Source organism: Paenibacillus sp. P13VS, from assembly GCF_015143645.1.
In the GTDB taxonomy this organism is placed as follows: Bacteria; Bacillota; Bacilli; order Paenibacillales; family Paenibacillaceae; genus Paenibacillus; species Paenibacillus xylanilyticus_A.
Window position 1 is genome coordinate 1 of record NZ_WYEV01000006.1, and the last position, 15,927, is coordinate 15,927.

Sequence of the window (15,927 nt, forward strand, 5' to 3'; positions counted from 1 at the left end):
AGATAGCTGTCCAGTTCGCCTTGGTTCCACTCTGTGAAGATTTCGTGCAGCTCCTCAACGGAAACATTCAGAACGGATTTGAGCAGGTGGTAGGCTTCACCAATCAGCTGCATATCTCCGTATTCAATACCGTTGTGTACCATTTTAACGTAGTGTCCGGCACCATCCGGTCCGATATATGTACAACAAGGATCGTCACCAACCTTTGCGGAGATGGCAGTCAGAATCGGTTCTACCAGCTTGTACGCACTTTCCTGTCCGCCCGGCATAATGGAAGGGCCTTTCAATGCGCCTTCTTCACCGCCGGATACACCGGTACCAATGAAGCGAATGCCTTTTTCCTCCAGCTCTTTGCTGCGGCGCTGGGTATCAGGGAAGTAGGCGTTCCCTCCGTCAATAATGATGTCGCCCTCATCCAGGTGAGGCAGTAATTGTTCAATGGTTGCATCCGTCGCTTTACCGGCTTGTACCATGATCAGAATTTTGCGCGGGGATTCCAGGGATGCCACGAACTCTTCAATAGAGAACGTGCCTGTGAGGTTTTTGCCTTCAGCTTCTTTCAGAAGATCATTGGTTTTCTCCGGGGAACGGTTAAATACCGACACCGTGAAGCCTCTGCTTTCAATGTTAAGGGCCAAATTTTTGCCCATTACTGCAAGTCCAATGACACCGATCTGTTGTTTTGCCATCTGGGTCCTCATCCTTTGCTCCAATTAATTTTATTGAAATTGACTCTCAACAATATCCCCATTTTAACGGTTTTACTCATGGAAGTGAACCCCGCAACCCTGCTGCTCAACGAGAAAACACCCCAAATATCTGAGGTGTTCATCGTATTTTCATAAATACGGTCTTCGGGCTCAACCTTCGAGCATCAGCATGTGTCCGGACAGACGCTTTAATGTCTCTCGGCAGATGTCTGCCTTCTCTGTATTATCCATCTGAATGGCAGCGTACAGACGCTCCAGTTCATCATCAATTTCCATCCGCAGGAGCATGAGCCGCTCCTCTCCTTCTCGCGATAGAAACATCTCTTCCATCTCCTCCGCCGTCGGCGCGGGTTCCTTTTGAAAAATGACACGCTGTTTGAATCCGGAAACTTCCACAAGACGTATAACCTCACCAAACAAAATGTTCTCTACCGTCATCTGCTGATCCTTGAAACGTTTAACGACAGCATGCCCGCGTGTATCCCCTATCAGCTTCTCGAGCCATTCTGCCAGCTTGGCGTCCTTAATGATGTAGTCACCTGTCATCTTGTAGTTCCCGCTGCGTGTCTGTTGAAAACGGAGCTTTACCAGCTTGCGTCCGGTGCGGACAGACAGAATAAAATAGGATTCATCCTCGCTCCAATATAGTGAATACCCTTCACGAATAAGGTCTTTGATCAAATTTTGGATATGCCGACGGTTGAACCGCAGCTCCAGATTGCAATATTCAACTTCATAACTCTTATTCACGGCACTCCCCTCCATTTGTACCGGATGTGTTACCGGTCCTCTTCTTCCATTGCTTATTTCATTGCTACTTCCGTATCGGCTTACCCTATTTTATACTTCATTTTATGTAAGGGTACTTGGTTATTTGACTATTTTTCATCGAATCCTACAGTGGAATCGATGTTTCCGCGGATGCACAGGGGCAAGCCCCCGAATTTCATGTTATACTGGACGCGAAATGTTGTCGCCTGCATATAGAAAAAGGAGTTCCAACACCGGATTCAACCCGGTATAGGAACTCCTTTTTATGTTCATTTGGCAGGGGCTGTGCGATACGGTCTTCGCGATAACACAAAATGAACAACCGCGAGCCCGGCCATAACAACAGCACTTCCGATAAATGGAGCCGGGTGACTGATGTGATCCCATAACAACCCCGAAACGATGGGACCCACAACCATGCCGGACCCTTGAAGGGTGAGGAAAAATCCCCAGATAGCCCCTCGCTCCCCCTTCGGTATAAGAGTAGCCACGAAGGTATTCCAGGCAGGTAAAATCATGGCATAACTAACCCCTACCAACATGACGATGCCAAAAACAACCGGAATGGATGTAATGGACGCAAAGGCAAACAGACTTGCAGAGGCGAGTAAAAAGCCCATATGGAGAAATATCGATGTCCCGAATCGATCCACCATTTTACCCACTGGAAGCAGGGCAATCACTGTTATTCCGCCGCCTGCGATTAACAGCAGACTATACAGGTTTGGTGAAATATGAAGGTCAGTTCGGGTATACAACGTAATAACCGGACTGAGAAGGCCTATAACAAAGGACTGCATAAACAGGGCAGGATATACCAGCGGATTGACATTAAGCGTGCTGCGCACCCTCTGCAGGGTCCCCTGTACACTGTTTTTGAGCCTGATTAACGGTGTAAGCAGATGAGGCTTCGGTGGGTATTTGACCGCTTTTTTGGTCGTTTCCCCTCCTGTATGCTGTTGCTCTTCCAACACCACCCGTCCTGGTAGTATCATGGCGACCAAAATAACGAGAACGGCACAGCCAAGCAGGACAAGAAATACGGTACGATAATCATGGTCGGTACGCTCAAGCAGCCAGTTCATGCCGATCGGTCCAAGTCCCGTTCCACCCAGAGCAGCCATTTCCAGCGCCCCCATCGCTGTTCCGTTTTTGTTTTGAGGTCCTGACAGTGCAGTCACCCCCGTCATGGCACAGGGCCAGAGCGGTGATGTTCCCACACCAAGAATCAGGCAGGCCAGAGCCAGTCCAAATGCACTTTTAAAAAAGATAATCATAAGTACCGCAATCAATGTACATATCAGGGCCGTCACCATCGTTGCACGAAAACCGATGCGTTCTGCCGCCCAGCCCGATGGTGCCCTGAACAGATTATCACCCAGGTATTGAAGGGCAAAGGCTACACCAATCACCCCTGCGGACAAGCCCAAAATATTATCCATATACACTGGCAGGACGGCCACCAGCAGTGCTCCTTTAATCACTTCAACCAAGAAAAGTGTTAGCCACATCGCGATGAAAAATGGTGATCGCAAAATTTTGACTGGTTTGATGTCTGTCTGCATTTCTTATTCCCCTTTCGGTGTTCACCGGCCCATCTCCTATCCATACTGTAACCGTCAGGGATACGCCCAAATCTTAGCAATTTGAAAATTTGTCAAGCCTACCGCTTGCATTCGGTTCCTAATTTGCTATACTCATCTTTGTTTGACATTTTATCAGGAAAGGTTGTGACAGCACTGATGGATCACCGCCGTACGCCGCTGTTTACCGCTTTAAAAAACCACGCGGCACTCAATCCGGTGCAATTTCATATCCCGGGACATAAAAAAGGATTGGGAACGGATACCGAATTTCGTGAATTTATCGGCGATAATGCCCTCTCCATAGATTTGATCAACATCGCTCCGCTGGATGATCTTCATCAGCCAACCGGTGTCATTGAGGAAGCGCAGATTCTGGCAGCCGATGCATTCGGAGCCGATCATACCTATTTTAGTGTGCAAGGCACAAGCAGTGCAATCATGACTATGATTCTGTCGGTATGCGAACCGGGTGACAAAATTATTGTGCCCCGCAACGTTCATAAATCGGTCATGTCTGCCATTATTTTCTCAGGAGCGAAGCCTGTATTCGTATCTCCCGCACAGGATGCCAACCTCGGTATCGATCACGGCGTGACTACAGGTGCTGTACGACGTGCGCTTGAGCGTCATCCGGACGCCAAGGCATTGCTGGTTATTAATCCAACGTACTTCGGTGTATGTACAGACCTAAAAGAGATTGTTGAACTCGCCCATAGCTACCAGGTGCCTGTACTTGTGGATGAAGCACATGGCGTACTCATTCATTTCCATGAGGAACTGCCGTTGTCTGCAATGGCTGCCGGAGCGGATATGGCTGCAACAAGTGTACACAAACTTGGCGGTTCCATGACACAGAGTTCCGTGCTGAATCTGAACACCAAAAACGGATTCGTGAATCCGCAGCGTGTACAGACCATTCTCAGTATGCTGACTTCTACGTCTACTTCGTATATCTTGCTTGCTTCACTTGATACGTCAAGACGCAATCTGGCGCTGCACGGTCACGAAATGGCACAGAAGGCCATTGATCTGGCTCAATTCGCGAGACGTACCATTAACGATATTGACGGTTTGTACTGCTTCGGCAAAGAGCTGCTCGGTACGGAGGCAACCTTTAACTATGATCCAACGAAAGTAACCATTCATGTCCGTCATCTTGGCATCACAGGCTATGAGACCGAGAACTGGCTGCGTGAACATTACAATATTGAGGTCGAGCTCAGTGATATGTATAATATTCTGTGCCTGATCACTCCTGGCGATACGGATGAATCGGTGGACATCTTGCTGAACGCACTCCAAGATCTGTCCCGTACGTATTATCAGGTTAACCCTGCACATGAACTTGTGGTTAAGGTTCCTGACGTTCCACAATTGATGCTCACGCCGCGTGATGCATTCTACGGGGATACGGAGGTCATTCCTTTTAAAGAATCTGCAGGACGTATTATCTCTGAATTCATCTACGTATACCCGCCTGGAATTCCGATTCTGCTGCCGGGTGAGGTTATTACGCAAGAAAATATTGATTACATTATCGACCATGTTGAGGTTGGATTGCCTGTAAAAGGCCCCGAAGACCGCAGTGTTACCAATGTCAAAGTCATTGTTGAAGCAGATGCGATTTTCTAAGGGATTACTCTATCTTCTCAATGGGTAATGATATCGAAGGACCAAGCTCCGGCTTGGCCCTTTTTTGTTGCTTTTTAGAGCATGAAAACAAACAAAAGACCCCTTGAGATCAAGGAGCCCCGTTGTTCTAGTGCATAAGAAAAATTACTCTTGTCCTGCGACGAGCTCGTTGTAAGCCGCTTCAACGCGGTTCCACTCGGCTTCGTCTTCAATATTGTAGAGCACCATTTCCTCGTCTTCTTCTTCCATACGCAGAATGATGCCGTCAGCTTCAGGATTGTTACGTTCCAGCAGGAGCGCATAAACATGGTTTTCCACGTCAAACGTCTCCACCAAAACCATCTCCACGTCATTTCCGTTCTCGTCTGTCAGAGTCAGAAGAACTTCTTCATGCTCGTGGTCGTGGTCATGGTCGTGACCGCAGCCGCAGGCATCGCCGTGTTCATGTGTGTGATCGCTCATTGATATACCTCGCTTTGTAAATAGAAATTGTGTAACCTTGCATATCGTAACATGTTCGCAAGGCTAGGTCAATTTACTCAGCAACGTTATTTTCCGCCTCATTCGTTTAGTGCGGTAATGATTTTCTCTGCCACCAGAACGTAGTTGCTGTTTGCATTTTCTTTAATATGAAAACCAACCTGGTATTTGCCAGCACGACTGAAATCATACGTAAAATCGTAAGTCCGGAACCAGAAATTATCCTTCTGGGTTTTGAGCTCCTGGGATTGAATATCCTTCACCTGGCCACTCGGATTGGTAATTGTCACCTTCACTGCAGCCACATCCGTTGTTAAGCTGTCCACTTGAGAAAACACATTGAATTTCAATTTGCCAACGTTCACGTTGCCAAATACGGTGTCTCCCTTGAACAGAAAAATATGTACATTCGGCTTAATCACCGTTACTCGCTTGTTGCTGTTATCCCATCTGGCGATCCCCCCTGCTTCTCTCACAGGTACATAGGTCGTTCCATCGATCAGGTAACCTCCGTCAGCTGCTTCCTTGCCGTTGATGAGCACCCGAATCTTTTCGTTTACGGAATCCGCAAACAATAAAGACCCGCCGAGCAAGGAGAATACCGTGACACACAGCAATATTCTTTTCCATTTCATTCCGTCAATATTCCCTCCCCTGCTGCAAGCTGTTGTACATTTATACTGCAGGTTCAACAACAAAGTTGCGCTGTTTTTCATCATTTTTCATTTTTTATCCAGAAAATTTCCCATCCCTTGGAACAATCAAAAAGAGGCCCTTCTCCTTCGAGAACGCCTCTGTAGTATGATTATTGTAAATGCGAGCTTATACGAATTATTTCTGGGAAACTTCAGCCTGAAAAGAGACTAGGAAGTCGTGTGCCGAGTCAGGATGCAAGGTACGCCTTTCCCTACGGCTCCTGCCGTCCGCATACGTGCAGCGTATTCCATGCCTCGTGTACAGGGTGTCTTGCATCGCTCGCACACATCTGAAGTGACCAATTTCATGGACACACGGAGTTTGTCACTCTTCAACGCTGGTGCTTTTTTACCTTTTGCCTTTGCCATCCCGGATTCCCCATTTCCGCAAGTGCTTACTAATGTAGTGCATCATATGGGGATTCGCCCGGTTTGGTGTCAATGCCGAATGATTATTCTTGCGAAATCGTTCGTTAGATAAAACCACCGTTTACACGCAGTGTCTGTCCGGTGACCCACTGCGATTCAGGGCTAACAAGAAAAGAGATAACACTTGCGATGTCTTCCGGTTCGCCCAAGCGACCAAATGCATTCATCTTGCGCAGCCCATCCAGCTGCTGTTCTGTCTTGCCCGCGGCAAACAGTTCCGTATTCACCGGACCAGGTGCCACTGCATTAATCGTAATCTGTTTGGAGCCGAATTCCTTCGCGAGTTGACGGGTAAATTGCTCCACTGCACCCTTGGTACCTGCGTACACGCTATATCCAGGAAACATCTGGCCAACTACGGAGGTGGAAAAGTTCACGATTCGTCCGGCGTTCTCCATGGTTTTCAGGGCTTGCTAACAGGCAAAGAACGTTCCCTTCACATTAATTGCAAATTGCTGGTCAAACTCCTCCTCGGTAACGTCCGCCAAAGGTGTTGTTTTCATCACCCCTGCGTTGTTGATCAGAATATCCACTTTGCCCAGCTGCTTCACCGTTTCTGCGAATAAGTGCTCCACATGATTCTTTTGTGCCAGATCTGCGTGGATCGTGATCGCCCGGACACCCTTTTGCCGAGCCAGTTCTGCCACTTCTTCTGCCTTGTCTGGACTGCTTGCATAGTTGATGACGACATCTGCGCCCAGATCGGCGAGCTGTAGGGCTATTGCCCGTCCAATTCCGCGTGATGAACCCGTGACGATGGCAACTTTACCTGATAAATTGGTCATGAGATTACTTCCTCCCTGAATTCAGATGAAATACACCTTGCTCAATCAGCAACCAAACCTGTTCGAATTCCTCATCAATGGTCTCACAATGCCATTCGTATGCATGTGCGGGATGATGGAAGCGAGCTGTTGCGTGTAAAATTCCTGCAGCAACCTTGTTCGGTTTCGGGAAACGAAGCTGCTGGTCCTGCTGTATAATCTCGGCGAGATGCTGTGTTAACTGCTCCACATGTCTGTAAATGAGTTCTGCCGATTCCTGTGTAACCTTGGCATACATATCAAATAACTCTGTGTCTGATTCTGCATAGTGCCGTTTAAGGTGATTTAAGGTTTTGATATATTTTTTGAGATGTTGTATTCCTTCTCCAGCTTCGGTCTGTACGCTTACGACCTTCGCAAGTGGAGCGATAATCTCATCTTCCAACCACTGTGCCGTTACACCTTCGAGTAATTCCTTCTTGCTGGCATAATGCCTGTAAATGGTACCATGGCTGACTCCAAGCAATTTGGCTACATCTGTAACGGAGGTTTTGGCAGCACCAAACCGCCTGATGGTTTCCTGAGTGGCTGTAATAATCTGCTCTTTGGTTAAAAATTCGGAAATTTTATCTTTGCTCATATCATTAAGATGGTTAAAAACGAACCACCCACTGCTCACCTCCATCGTAAATGTAGATTAACACAGATTTTAACAAATGACAAATATTGATTTTTGTCATTTGTCACTCTGATGATATATACTTTTTTCACACAGCAAAAAAGAGCCCACGCAACGGACTCTTTATCTCATCCTCTATTATTTATTCAGAAAACATACTTGAACAGTAAGAATAGGACAACCAGAATCCCTCCAAGAATCAGCCAGTTGCTGATTTCCCACCAAATGCCTTTACCTCCACCAGATATAAGTTCTTGTTCACGCTCTTGGTGACGCTGGCTGTGTGTTTCTGTCTCTGAGGCATGCGGTGGTTTGCTAAAATCCATCATATACATTCCCCTTTCCAGCAGAATTTCCGGCCTTCAAGTTCCATTATAACCCAGAATTGCGTTAAAGGATGAATGATTCTCTCTTCGTGGATCGTGTCATCTATTCAGCGGATAACTCATCCTCTGTAACCCACTTGTGATTTTTCACCGGATCTCCTCCAGTTGTCGGCGTGTAATCCACCATATACACTGTCGTCTGTTCAGCGGAATCAATGGTAGCTGCTGCCCCTTTCATACCGGTCATGTGGTCCGCGTCCAATACAACCTCTGCACCAACTTTATAGGGGGCTTTATTATGATCCTTTATTTCCTCTTGGATCACCCACTTATGGTTCTTCACAGGCTCTCCCCCCGTTGTCGGTATATACGTAACTGCATAAACGGTCGTTTCATAGGCTCCAACAATCGTGGCGGTTGCCCCTTTCATACCGGACATATGGTCGGCACTCATGATAACCTGACTGCCAATCGGATATGTAGGATCCACCTTCTCCATAAGCCCTTGTGGCAGCTCTCCTGAATCCGAATGATGCATTTCTCCTGTAGTGGCTGTATGACTGTTATTGCTGTCACCGCTGTCATTGCTGCTTTTCTGTTCCGTATTTTTACCACAACCACTTAGTATTAGACTTCCTGCGATCAGTAGAGATACCATCATCATTACGTACTTTTTCATGTCAACTCTCCTTTGAAATACGAATCTAGATACCTATAATATACCCCATGTGGGTATATTTCAACCTTCAACCTTCAACCTCCAAGCTTTACCCTTAGACCCCCATAATAAAAAAAACACCTTCAGCTCTGTCCTATCCCCTTTTTGCAATGGGCCATGGGACAGACATTTGAAGGTGTTCTTAATTCGTATTGATTGTTACGCCATCTCCAGAGTTACATTTACATTGCCTTTGATTCCTTTGGAGTACGGGCAATAGTCATGAGCAAGTTTGACAAATTTCTGTGCAGTCTCTTCATCCAAACCCTCGATTTTCACTTCCAGCTCAACTTCCAGCTTTACTCCGTTGTCCGAAGGATCTGTAACAAGCATCACCGTTGCAGATACGGTGCTACGCTCAATCTCCACATTGTGTTTCTTCAATTGAAATTCCAAAGCAGAGTTAAAACATGCACTGTATCCTGCTGCAAACAGCTGCTCCGGATTCGTAGCCGTAGTCACTTTACCACCAAGTTCCGGCGGTGCAGCTACATCCAGCATAAATACGTTATCTGGTGATTGCACGATCCCTTGACGTCCACCTGTATTGATTACTGTCGTTTCATATAGAGTTTTCATTGTCATTTCTCCTCTTCATCATTGAATTTTATATGATAAGTTAATCTCAATTAATTATTGTTTACAATTTGATTGTATACAATTGAATTGCGTTTGTAAACAATTATTTTATTATAAAAAAGAAGCCGCCCTTTTGGCGACTTCTACCCTTTGTTTTCTTATTTTATTACCTTGGAGCTTGATCCAAGTTTTTAGCGAATCTTCAAAACAAACAAGAAAAAAGCCCTTGCTATGCAAGGACTTTTCGTTATGATCTGTAGTGGGCTCGAACCACTGACCCCTACCCTGTCAAGATAGTGCTCTCCCAGCTGAGCTAACAGATCATGATAACTTATTCTGTTCGAATGAAGTAACAGTATCATACCAAGTAAACGCGTACAATGTCAATGGTTTATTGGTTATATTTTGTGGAGATTGGAGCACACTAAGGAATGATTACCATTTCATTAAAGAGGTGACTTCGATGCCACACGCAAACTCCCATAAATCCCGGACCCATCGCAAAAAATGGGGCTTCATTCTTTCCCTTACCGTACTTATTCTCGTGATCTCCGGCTGCAGTCTGGAACGGGATGAACATACCGTGCAATTCCAACAGCTACAGCAACCGAATGTAACGGATGATCTGCCAGTTTGGCTTGATGTCTACTCAAAATCTGTCCATGAAGAGGTGTATTCGCCTCAGGGAAACAGTGAGCTTTTGCCCTGACACTCTTGCATGTCATCACTCGTCCTCATCCCACTTCCTGGAGTAGGCCTTTTTGGTTACGTAATATAATAAAGCGATCATTCCGGCAGACATCAAGAGTGTAATGGTCATAATTCCTGCCATGCCCATTCTCTTCGCCCCTTTCCCAATATGTTCCAGACTCAACTATACAGGAAAAGCGTTTTTTTGTATAATGCAGTCTGATATGTCGCTCAAGAGCAGAAAGAAGGAATGGAATTGGCAGCCGAAATTATTTATGTAACGACAGATGAACAGCTCCAGCAAGCATTGGGCATCCGCCATGACGTTTTTGTCATCGAGCAGCAGGTGCCTGCCGAGATTGAAATCGATCAATTTGATGTCATCAGTCCTGATGTACATCATGTTTTATTAAGTACGGACGGACAGGCTGTAGCTACAGGACGACTTATCTATTACAGCAAGGATACAGCCAAAATGCAGCGAATTGCTGTGCTTCAATCCCATCGTTCATTCGGTTATGGACGTGTACTCCTGCTGGCCATGGAAGAACGGGCACGGGAGCTTGGCTTGACTTACTCTGTACTGGATGCGCAATGTCAGGCTCAGAAATTTTATGAGAAGCTCGGATATGAAGTGATTTCGGAAGAACCTTTTTATGATGCCGACATTCTGCACGTACGCATGAGAAAGAGTCTGTAAAGCCCTATCCTTCGGTGAATCAACGTGTCTACAAGTGTTCTGCGATGTCATGCATACTTTTTTTCGATTCGGACAGGCTAAAGGGGAACTCAAATTCTCATTTCCTCAGATAAGGAGTGTGACATGATGAATCAGACGACACGTGAGAGCTTCACAGCAGTACAAAAAAATGGTGACGGTGATCTGACTGGCTTTCAAACCTCATCTGGACGCATACTGGATTATCAACAAGCGCTGGCAGAAGTACAGGCAGGAGCCATAGCGGGTGTGAATGTGTTTAAAGGCAAGGACGGGGAAATGTACATTCGCGGTGATGCGGACGGCGACCCGACCAACAATTTGGATCAACTCCCCACGTTCTGAATATACGATGTGTAATAACGAAGCAAGCGCCAGTCCGGCATCCCGGATTGGCGTTTTTATTTCGCAATAAAGTTTCCCTAGTATTCCAAAAAATATTTAACAGCATCTCCGGCAGGCTGACTCTTACGAATCGGCTGCGGTTCCTGTTCCCATGCCTGCAAGATCTGTATTCCTTCCAGCGTGGATTTATTGTCCCAGTTAATATGCTGTCTGCGCTCCAGTTCAAGCAATGATTCGCGAATGAGCTCCCGGCTTCGCCCTGTCTTGTTCTCCAGCTCCTCCATTCGGGGCATACGTCGTCGCTGCCCGGCATAATTAACGATAATTCGCAAAATCTTCCGTTCAAAATCGTTTAACATATGCCCGCCTCCCCGTCCTTATGAAGGATAGGACGCCATGCCAGAATACCTTGCTCCAGGAATGTCCGGGGTAATCCATCTGCTCCTGCGGATGCTCGGATTCTCCCACCTCGCACACTGTTAATACGAATCTGACGCTGCGTAATATGTCCTGCACGATCCATGTACACGAGTTCCACCATCTGGCCGATATATTTTCCCAGCATAATCATCCCTCCAATAAGAACGTTTGTTTGTATACTTTATTATATGCGAACATAAGTTCTTTATTCAATAACTAAAAAAAGGATTTTTATACAGCAAAAAACCAGGCTTGTCCCATTCATCAGAGATGCCTGGCTTTTTTTATTTTTTAGTGTCGATCCGATTCACTGAACTGCACCTTTTTTAACTGCTGCGTAGACGGATTAAAATCTACATTGACATACACAGCAAACTCTTTGCCATCCTTGCCCCGCACCCATAACTTAAACTGCTCCCGGGATTGGTTAGCTGTCAGCGATGTACGTCCAATATGCTTGTAATCGAGTATGTCCACATTATACTTGGTCTGCGTTTCTTTTACGGCAATGATTCCCCACTTCGCATAATCCGGAATGGGAGCCGCTGAACTGGTGGCTAGTCCCGACAAACTCAGCATAATCGTCATCAGTGTAACGATAAGTAATCTCATATCAATCACTCCTTGGGGCTTGTTTCCGTTAGCCTGCCCATGGGAGGATTATTTTACACGATCAGTCGAATGATTAATGTTACAGGTTGCTGAACCCAGCGAACAATCTGAAGAATCGTTTGATGCCGATCCAGAGGAGGATTGAAGCTTATCCCCCAGTCACCTGACAATACATGATTCGTTGGGTCCGGATTGGACGGTGCATCCAGCCCATACTTTTTCTTCAAGGCTTCCCTCGTTTCTTGATCCACTTCGACTTGATGATGTACATAAGCAGAGACATGCTCCACATGAAGAAGTAAAAGTATACCTATAGTAAATACTGCGATAAGCCAACGTTTAAGCAAAACTTGTCCTCCTTTTCTATTGCCCTTAGCCAAAATCCCCATGACTCTGATTGTAACTCAAATACATCCCCATTGGAAACGAGATCCTGAATCGGATATATACGTCTTTAGCCCCAAATATGATATATGCCGTTTGATTCTCCCATTCTATGTGTAATAGGCCTTGATAGACTGAAGGATGATCTGAACACCCATTTCGAGGAGGTTATATGTAAATGTTCAAACGAATGGATGAAATCTTGATTGAAATTCCCAATGTCGAGAAGCCCGATCCCAATGCAGCTGCCTCCATACAGGAACTACTAGGCGGCAAATTCGGAGAGATGTCAACGTTGAACAATTACCTCTATCAGTCGTTTAATTTTCGCTCCAAGGAAAAATTGAAGCCCTTCTACGACCTCGTCATGAGTATTACAGCCGAAGAATTGGGTCACGTGGAGCTGGTGTCTCACGGGATAAACCAATGTCTCAGAGGTTCAACCGCCTACAAGGAACCCGATGATACACCACTTGGTTCCGTGAAGGATGCACGTCTATCCTATCATTACCTCGCTGGTGCCCAAGGTGCCATGCCTTTTGATTCTATGGGCAACCCGTGGACCGGTGCAAATGTGTTCAACAGTGGTAATCTGGTCGAGGATCTGCTGCATAACTTTTTCCTCGAATGCGGCGCACGTACACATAAAATGAAAGTATACGAAATGACGGATCACCCTGCTGCCCGGGAAGTGGTTGGGTTCCTGCTAGTACGCGGCGGCGTACACGTCGTGGCCTACGCCAAAGCGCTGGAAATTGCAACAGGCGTGAACGTGACCAAACTGGTTCCTATTCCTTCATTGGACAACAAGGCGTTCACCGAGACCCGAAAATATGAAGAAAAAGGCGTACACACCAAGCTGTACACGTATAGCGATAAAGACTTTAATGCCATCAGCCAAATCTGGAAAGGAACACACCCTGAAGATGGACAACCACTTGAAGTCATTCAAGGTGTTCCCGAAGGCTTTCCGATTCCGGAAGCCCCAGCGGTGGAAGAAGAATTCGCCCCAGGCATTTCACATGAGGACTTCGCAGAAATTGCACGTCGTCTGAAAATGGCGGGAAATATTACGGATTGATACAGCATGATCATAATCATGCCATAACATATAAAGCCCTCGTTTGCTAGATAAGCAGATCTGAGGGCTTTTGTTTTTTTATGCTTCATTCACTTTTTGGTTCCTGCACCACCGATTCCACCGGCTCCACATCCGGAACTTCGAGTTCAATCTGGGCCTGATTATTATCCGCTGACATGGCATCCCGCATGCGAACCGTCCAGATTCCTGTGTCGGCGTGAAACTCAACGTGTTCAATGACCGGCAAACTTATCTCCTTACCATCGGATAAATAGATTCCGCCGCGAATGGCGTCCGCCTCACTGATCTTCGCGCCTTCGGGAGTTGCCGCAGCATACTCCGCAATGGACTCTGCTCTTGCACGACCTGGATAAGGCTCAACTTCAGGACTTCCATCCGTCCAGACTTCTACATACGTACCAATCTGAGAATCAGGTACATTGGAAAACCATTTTGCCGGATAATACTTACTGGTTTCTCCATTCGTTCCGATGTCCTCATGTTCAGGATTCACAACAAGGATTGAATTCTCTTTGCGATCCACCACATAGCCGGTAAACCCTTTCTCTTTTGGAGCATCTGTTCGCGGCGGTTGTGCCCCTTCCTTCTGAACCTGTACCGAACACCCTGTAAGAATTAATATGATAAGCAGCATAAGAACGAGCATACGACTGGCCACTTTCATTCCCCCTCTATAGGCAACATGTAGTGCAGCCTATTTCTCTTCCAATAGACGGCTTTCCATGACCCGAAGTTGCAAAAGAGGGGCAAGATTATCGCTTAATTTTTTGGGATCTTTTGTACGCATACCTTCCCCAAATGATCAACCCCGCACAACATAACAGAACACAGTAGCCCCAGGCAAATAGCATGGCGATTCCCAGTCCGATATTGGCATCCAGCCGTTCATCGGTTAATTCGGTATAAAAAGCAAAGCCCAAGGGCACCGCCCCTACGATAAATAATACGGCCATCAAACCGCCCCAGCGTCTGAACACCGGCTTTTGATGCGATTGCGACAGTTTCTTAATACCCCGATACAGGATGAACAGAAGCAAAATGAATATCAGCCACGTGCCAAGAATTTGTGCCATCTTGACCGCCTCCTTCGAATATAATCGCAACTTATCATGTTAAAAAATCATTCCCTGCTTATCCATTATATTTCGCCCTTCTCCGGTACATTAATCACATCCATATCAATTAAAACAAAAACGCCTTCACCCGGCCCTAGGCGAGCCCAATGAAGACGTTCTGTTACCATGTGAATTGCTCTATCTGGTTCTGCTCAAGAGATAGAGGAAGTATGGCGCACCGAGGATCGCAACCAGAACTCCTGCCGGAATCTCGGAAGACTGCAGAATGACACGGCCCAGCGTGTCCGCAATGAGAACCAGAAGCGATCCGACCAAAGCGGATGCAGGCAAAAGAAACTGATGTTTCGGACCCACAAGGCGTCTGGCCAGATGCGGTCCGATCAAACCTACAAAACCAATTCCGCCACTGACAGATACGCAGGACCCGGCTAGTCCTACGGCAGCAGCAAGCAGAATGAGTCTCTCACGATTAACCGATGCACCCAGTCCACTGGCGGTCTGGTCCCCAAGGTTCAGGACATTCAGCACACGCGCTTTATATAGAACGACCGGAATAAGAATAATTAGAAATGGAAGCAATGCCGTTACGAACTTCCAGTTTGATCCCCAGATGCTGCCTGCCATCCATGTCGCCACAAACTGATACTTCTCCGGACTGAGCCGAAGTGTAAGCACAATCATAGCAGAGCTGATTCCGGCCGCTACCCCAATTCCTGTAAGAAGCATGCGGGTAGGCATGATGCCCTCTCCCTTTTTATACGAAAGCACATAGATGAGAAAGGCGGCAAAACTGGATCCAAGCAAGGCAAGAATCGGCAGCAGAAATACAGGGGCCGCGGTTGTTGTTGGGAAAAAGGATACAAATAGCATTACGACGAGCCCTGCACCTGCATTGATCCCGAGAATCCCCGGGTCAGCCAGCGGGTTACGGGACACACCTTGCAAAATACATCCGGACAAGGCAAGCCCTGCACCTACCAATATTGAAATTACAATCCGAGGCAAACGGAACTCAAACAGGATTAACTCCTGCTTCGGTGTTCCCCCACCGAATAACGTACGCAGCACTTCAAAAGGGCTCAGCTTGGTGAACCCCGTGTTCATGCTGATCATAAATGCTGCAATAATCAATGCACCAAGTACAATCATGACCATGGTGCTTTTCGTTCTCTTTTTGCGCTCAGCACCAGTGAGAGTTGAGGATCCCATAA

At 46.6% G+C, this 15,927-nt stretch carries 22 protein-coding genes, 1 tRNA gene and 1 pseudogene; 5 read left to right on the forward strand and 19 right to left on the reverse strand.

What is annotated here, in order from left to right; translation table 11 throughout:
• From GUA98_RS16070 to GUA98_RS16080, 3 genes are all read right to left on the reverse strand, one after another.
• Positions 1-689 (reverse strand): NAD(P)-binding domain-containing protein (locus GUA98_RS16070; RefSeq protein ID WP_193723742.1); only part of this gene is annotated, 689 nt, incomplete at its 3' end.
• A gap of 171 nt (positions 690-860) precedes the next feature.
• Entirely contained in the window at positions 861-1,460 is a 600-nt protein-coding gene (locus GUA98_RS16075) for a hypothetical protein (protein ID WP_095359401.1), read from the reverse strand.
• A 290-nt stretch (positions 1,461-1,750) separates the two neighbouring features.
• The gene (locus tag GUA98_RS16080) at positions 1,751-3,046 is read right to left on the reverse strand and encodes an MFS transporter (protein WP_193723743.1); all 1,296 of its coding nucleotides are present in this window, start codon (positions 3,044-3,046) and stop codon (positions 1,751-1,753) included.
• Positions 3,047-3,223: 177 nt separating this feature from the next.
• Between GUA98_RS16080 and GUA98_RS16085 the strand changes: the two genes are divergently transcribed.
• Positions 3,224-4,699, forward strand: coding sequence for an aminotransferase class I/II-fold pyridoxal phosphate-dependent enzyme (locus GUA98_RS16085; protein ID WP_095290184.1), 1,476 nt, complete (start codon positions 3,224-3,226; stop codon positions 4,697-4,699).
• Between the two features lie 144 nt (positions 4,700-4,843).
• On the opposite strand, the gene GUA98_RS16090 is transcribed toward GUA98_RS16085, so the two are convergent.
• From GUA98_RS16090 to GUA98_RS16130, 9 genes and pseudogenes are all read right to left on the reverse strand, one after another.
• The gene (locus tag GUA98_RS16090) at positions 4,844-5,161 is read right to left on the reverse strand and encodes a DUF1292 domain-containing protein (protein ID WP_095290091.1); all 318 of its coding nucleotides are present in this window, start codon (positions 5,159-5,161) and stop codon (positions 4,844-4,846) included.
• A gap of 98 nt (positions 5,162-5,259) precedes the next feature.
• Entirely contained in the window at positions 5,260-5,814 is a 555-nt protein-coding gene (locus tag GUA98_RS16095; protein ID WP_153979376.1) for a copper amine oxidase, read from the reverse strand.
• 228 nt (positions 5,815-6,042) lie between these two features.
• Positions 6,043-6,243 carry a hypothetical protein gene (locus tag GUA98_RS16100; RefSeq protein WP_095359404.1) on the reverse strand — a complete coding sequence of 67 codons (201 nt, stop codon included), beginning with the start codon at positions 6,241-6,243 and terminating at the stop codon, positions 6,043-6,045.
• 104 nt (positions 6,244-6,347) lie between these two features.
• Positions 6,348-7,088: pseudogene (locus GUA98_RS16105) on the reverse strand (SDR family oxidoreductase).
• 4 nt (positions 7,089-7,092) lie between these two features.
• A complete protein-coding gene (locus GUA98_RS16110; protein ID WP_193723744.1) occupies positions 7,093-7,707 on the reverse strand; it encodes a TetR/AcrR family transcriptional regulator in 615 nt (204 codons plus the stop codon).
• Positions 7,708-7,892: 185 nt separating this feature from the next.
• Complete coding sequence (locus GUA98_RS16115) at positions 7,893-8,072, reverse strand: hypothetical protein (protein WP_193723745.1); 180 nt, start codon at positions 8,070-8,072, stop codon at positions 7,893-7,895.
• Positions 8,073-8,175: 103 nt separating this feature from the next.
• Entirely contained in the window at positions 8,176-8,751 is a 576-nt protein-coding gene (locus tag GUA98_RS16120; RefSeq protein ID WP_193723746.1) for a YdhK family protein, read from the reverse strand.
• Between the two features lie 198 nt (positions 8,752-8,949).
• Positions 8,950-9,369 (reverse strand): organic hydroperoxide resistance protein, encoded by a 420-nt coding sequence (locus GUA98_RS16125; RefSeq protein ID WP_153979380.1) that lies wholly within the window; start codon positions 9,367-9,369, stop codon positions 8,950-8,952.
• A 250-nt stretch (positions 9,370-9,619) separates the two neighbouring features.
• Positions 9,620-9,692: transfer RNA gene (locus tag GUA98_RS16130), tRNA-Val, on the reverse strand.
• A gap of 140 nt (positions 9,693-9,832) precedes the next feature.
• Between GUA98_RS16130 and GUA98_RS16135 the strand changes: the two genes are divergently transcribed.
• The 3 genes from GUA98_RS16135 to GUA98_RS16145 all read left to right on the forward strand — a co-directional run bounded on the left by GUA98_RS16135 (position 9,833) and on the right by GUA98_RS16145 (position 11,122).
• The gene (locus GUA98_RS16135) at positions 9,833-10,078 is read left to right on the forward strand and encodes a hypothetical protein (RefSeq protein WP_193723747.1); all 246 of its coding nucleotides are present in this window, start codon (positions 9,833-9,835) and stop codon (positions 10,076-10,078) included.
• A 237-nt stretch (positions 10,079-10,315) separates the two neighbouring features.
• On the forward strand, positions 10,316-10,759 hold the full coding sequence (locus GUA98_RS16140; protein WP_193724007.1) for a GNAT family N-acetyltransferase: 444 nt from the start codon (positions 10,316-10,318) through the stop codon (positions 10,757-10,759).
• A 126-nt stretch (positions 10,760-10,885) separates the two neighbouring features.
• Complete coding sequence (locus GUA98_RS16145; RefSeq protein ID WP_095359408.1) at positions 10,886-11,122, forward strand: DUF3892 domain-containing protein; 237 nt, start codon at positions 10,886-10,888, stop codon at positions 11,120-11,122.
• A gap of 77 nt (positions 11,123-11,199) precedes the next feature.
• Here the strand turns inward: GUA98_RS16145 and GUA98_RS16150 are convergent, their stop codons facing one another.
• The 4 genes from GUA98_RS16150 to GUA98_RS16165 form a co-directional block, all read right to left on the reverse strand.
• Positions 11,200-11,481 (reverse strand): hypothetical protein, encoded by a 282-nt coding sequence (locus GUA98_RS16150; RefSeq protein WP_193723748.1) that lies wholly within the window; start codon positions 11,479-11,481, stop codon positions 11,200-11,202.
• A complete protein-coding gene (locus GUA98_RS16155) occupies positions 11,475-11,687 on the reverse strand; it encodes a hypothetical protein (protein ID WP_193723749.1) in 213 nt (70 codons plus the stop codon). Before GUA98_RS16155 ends, GUA98_RS16150 begins: the two co-directional genes overlap by 7 nt.
• 146 nt (positions 11,688-11,833) lie before the next feature.
• Complete coding sequence (locus GUA98_RS16160; protein WP_095359409.1) at positions 11,834-12,154, reverse strand: DUF3889 domain-containing protein; 321 nt, start codon at positions 12,152-12,154, stop codon at positions 11,834-11,836.
• 53 nt (positions 12,155-12,207) lie between these two features.
• On the reverse strand, positions 12,208-12,501 hold the full coding sequence (locus tag GUA98_RS16165) for a hypothetical protein (RefSeq protein WP_193723750.1): 294 nt from the start codon (positions 12,499-12,501) through the stop codon (positions 12,208-12,210).
• 215 nt (positions 12,502-12,716) lie between these two features.
• On the opposite strand from GUA98_RS16165, the gene GUA98_RS16170 reads away from it, so the two are divergent.
• The gene (locus tag GUA98_RS16170) at positions 12,717-13,619 is read left to right on the forward strand and encodes a manganese catalase family protein (RefSeq protein WP_193723751.1); all 903 of its coding nucleotides are present in this window, start codon (positions 12,717-12,719) and stop codon (positions 13,617-13,619) included.
• An 85-nt stretch (positions 13,620-13,704) separates the two neighbouring features.
• Here GUA98_RS16170 and GUA98_RS16175 read toward each other — a convergent pair whose 3' ends face one another.
• The 3 genes from GUA98_RS16175 to GUA98_RS16185 form a co-directional block, all read right to left on the reverse strand.
• Complete coding sequence (locus GUA98_RS16175; protein ID WP_193723752.1) at positions 13,705-14,298, reverse strand: DUF3221 domain-containing protein; 594 nt, start codon at positions 14,296-14,298, stop codon at positions 13,705-13,707.
• Positions 14,299-14,392: 94 nt separating this feature from the next.
• Positions 14,393-14,713, reverse strand: coding sequence for a hypothetical protein (locus tag GUA98_RS16180; protein WP_193723753.1), 321 nt, complete (start codon positions 14,711-14,713; stop codon positions 14,393-14,395).
• 180 nt (positions 14,714-14,893) lie between these two features.
• Positions 14,894-15,925: a FecCD family ABC transporter permease gene (locus GUA98_RS16185; RefSeq protein WP_193723754.1), complete on the reverse strand. Its 1,032-nt coding sequence runs from the start codon at positions 15,923-15,925 to the stop codon at positions 14,894-14,896.
• Positions 15,926-15,927 lie beyond the last annotated feature (2 nt).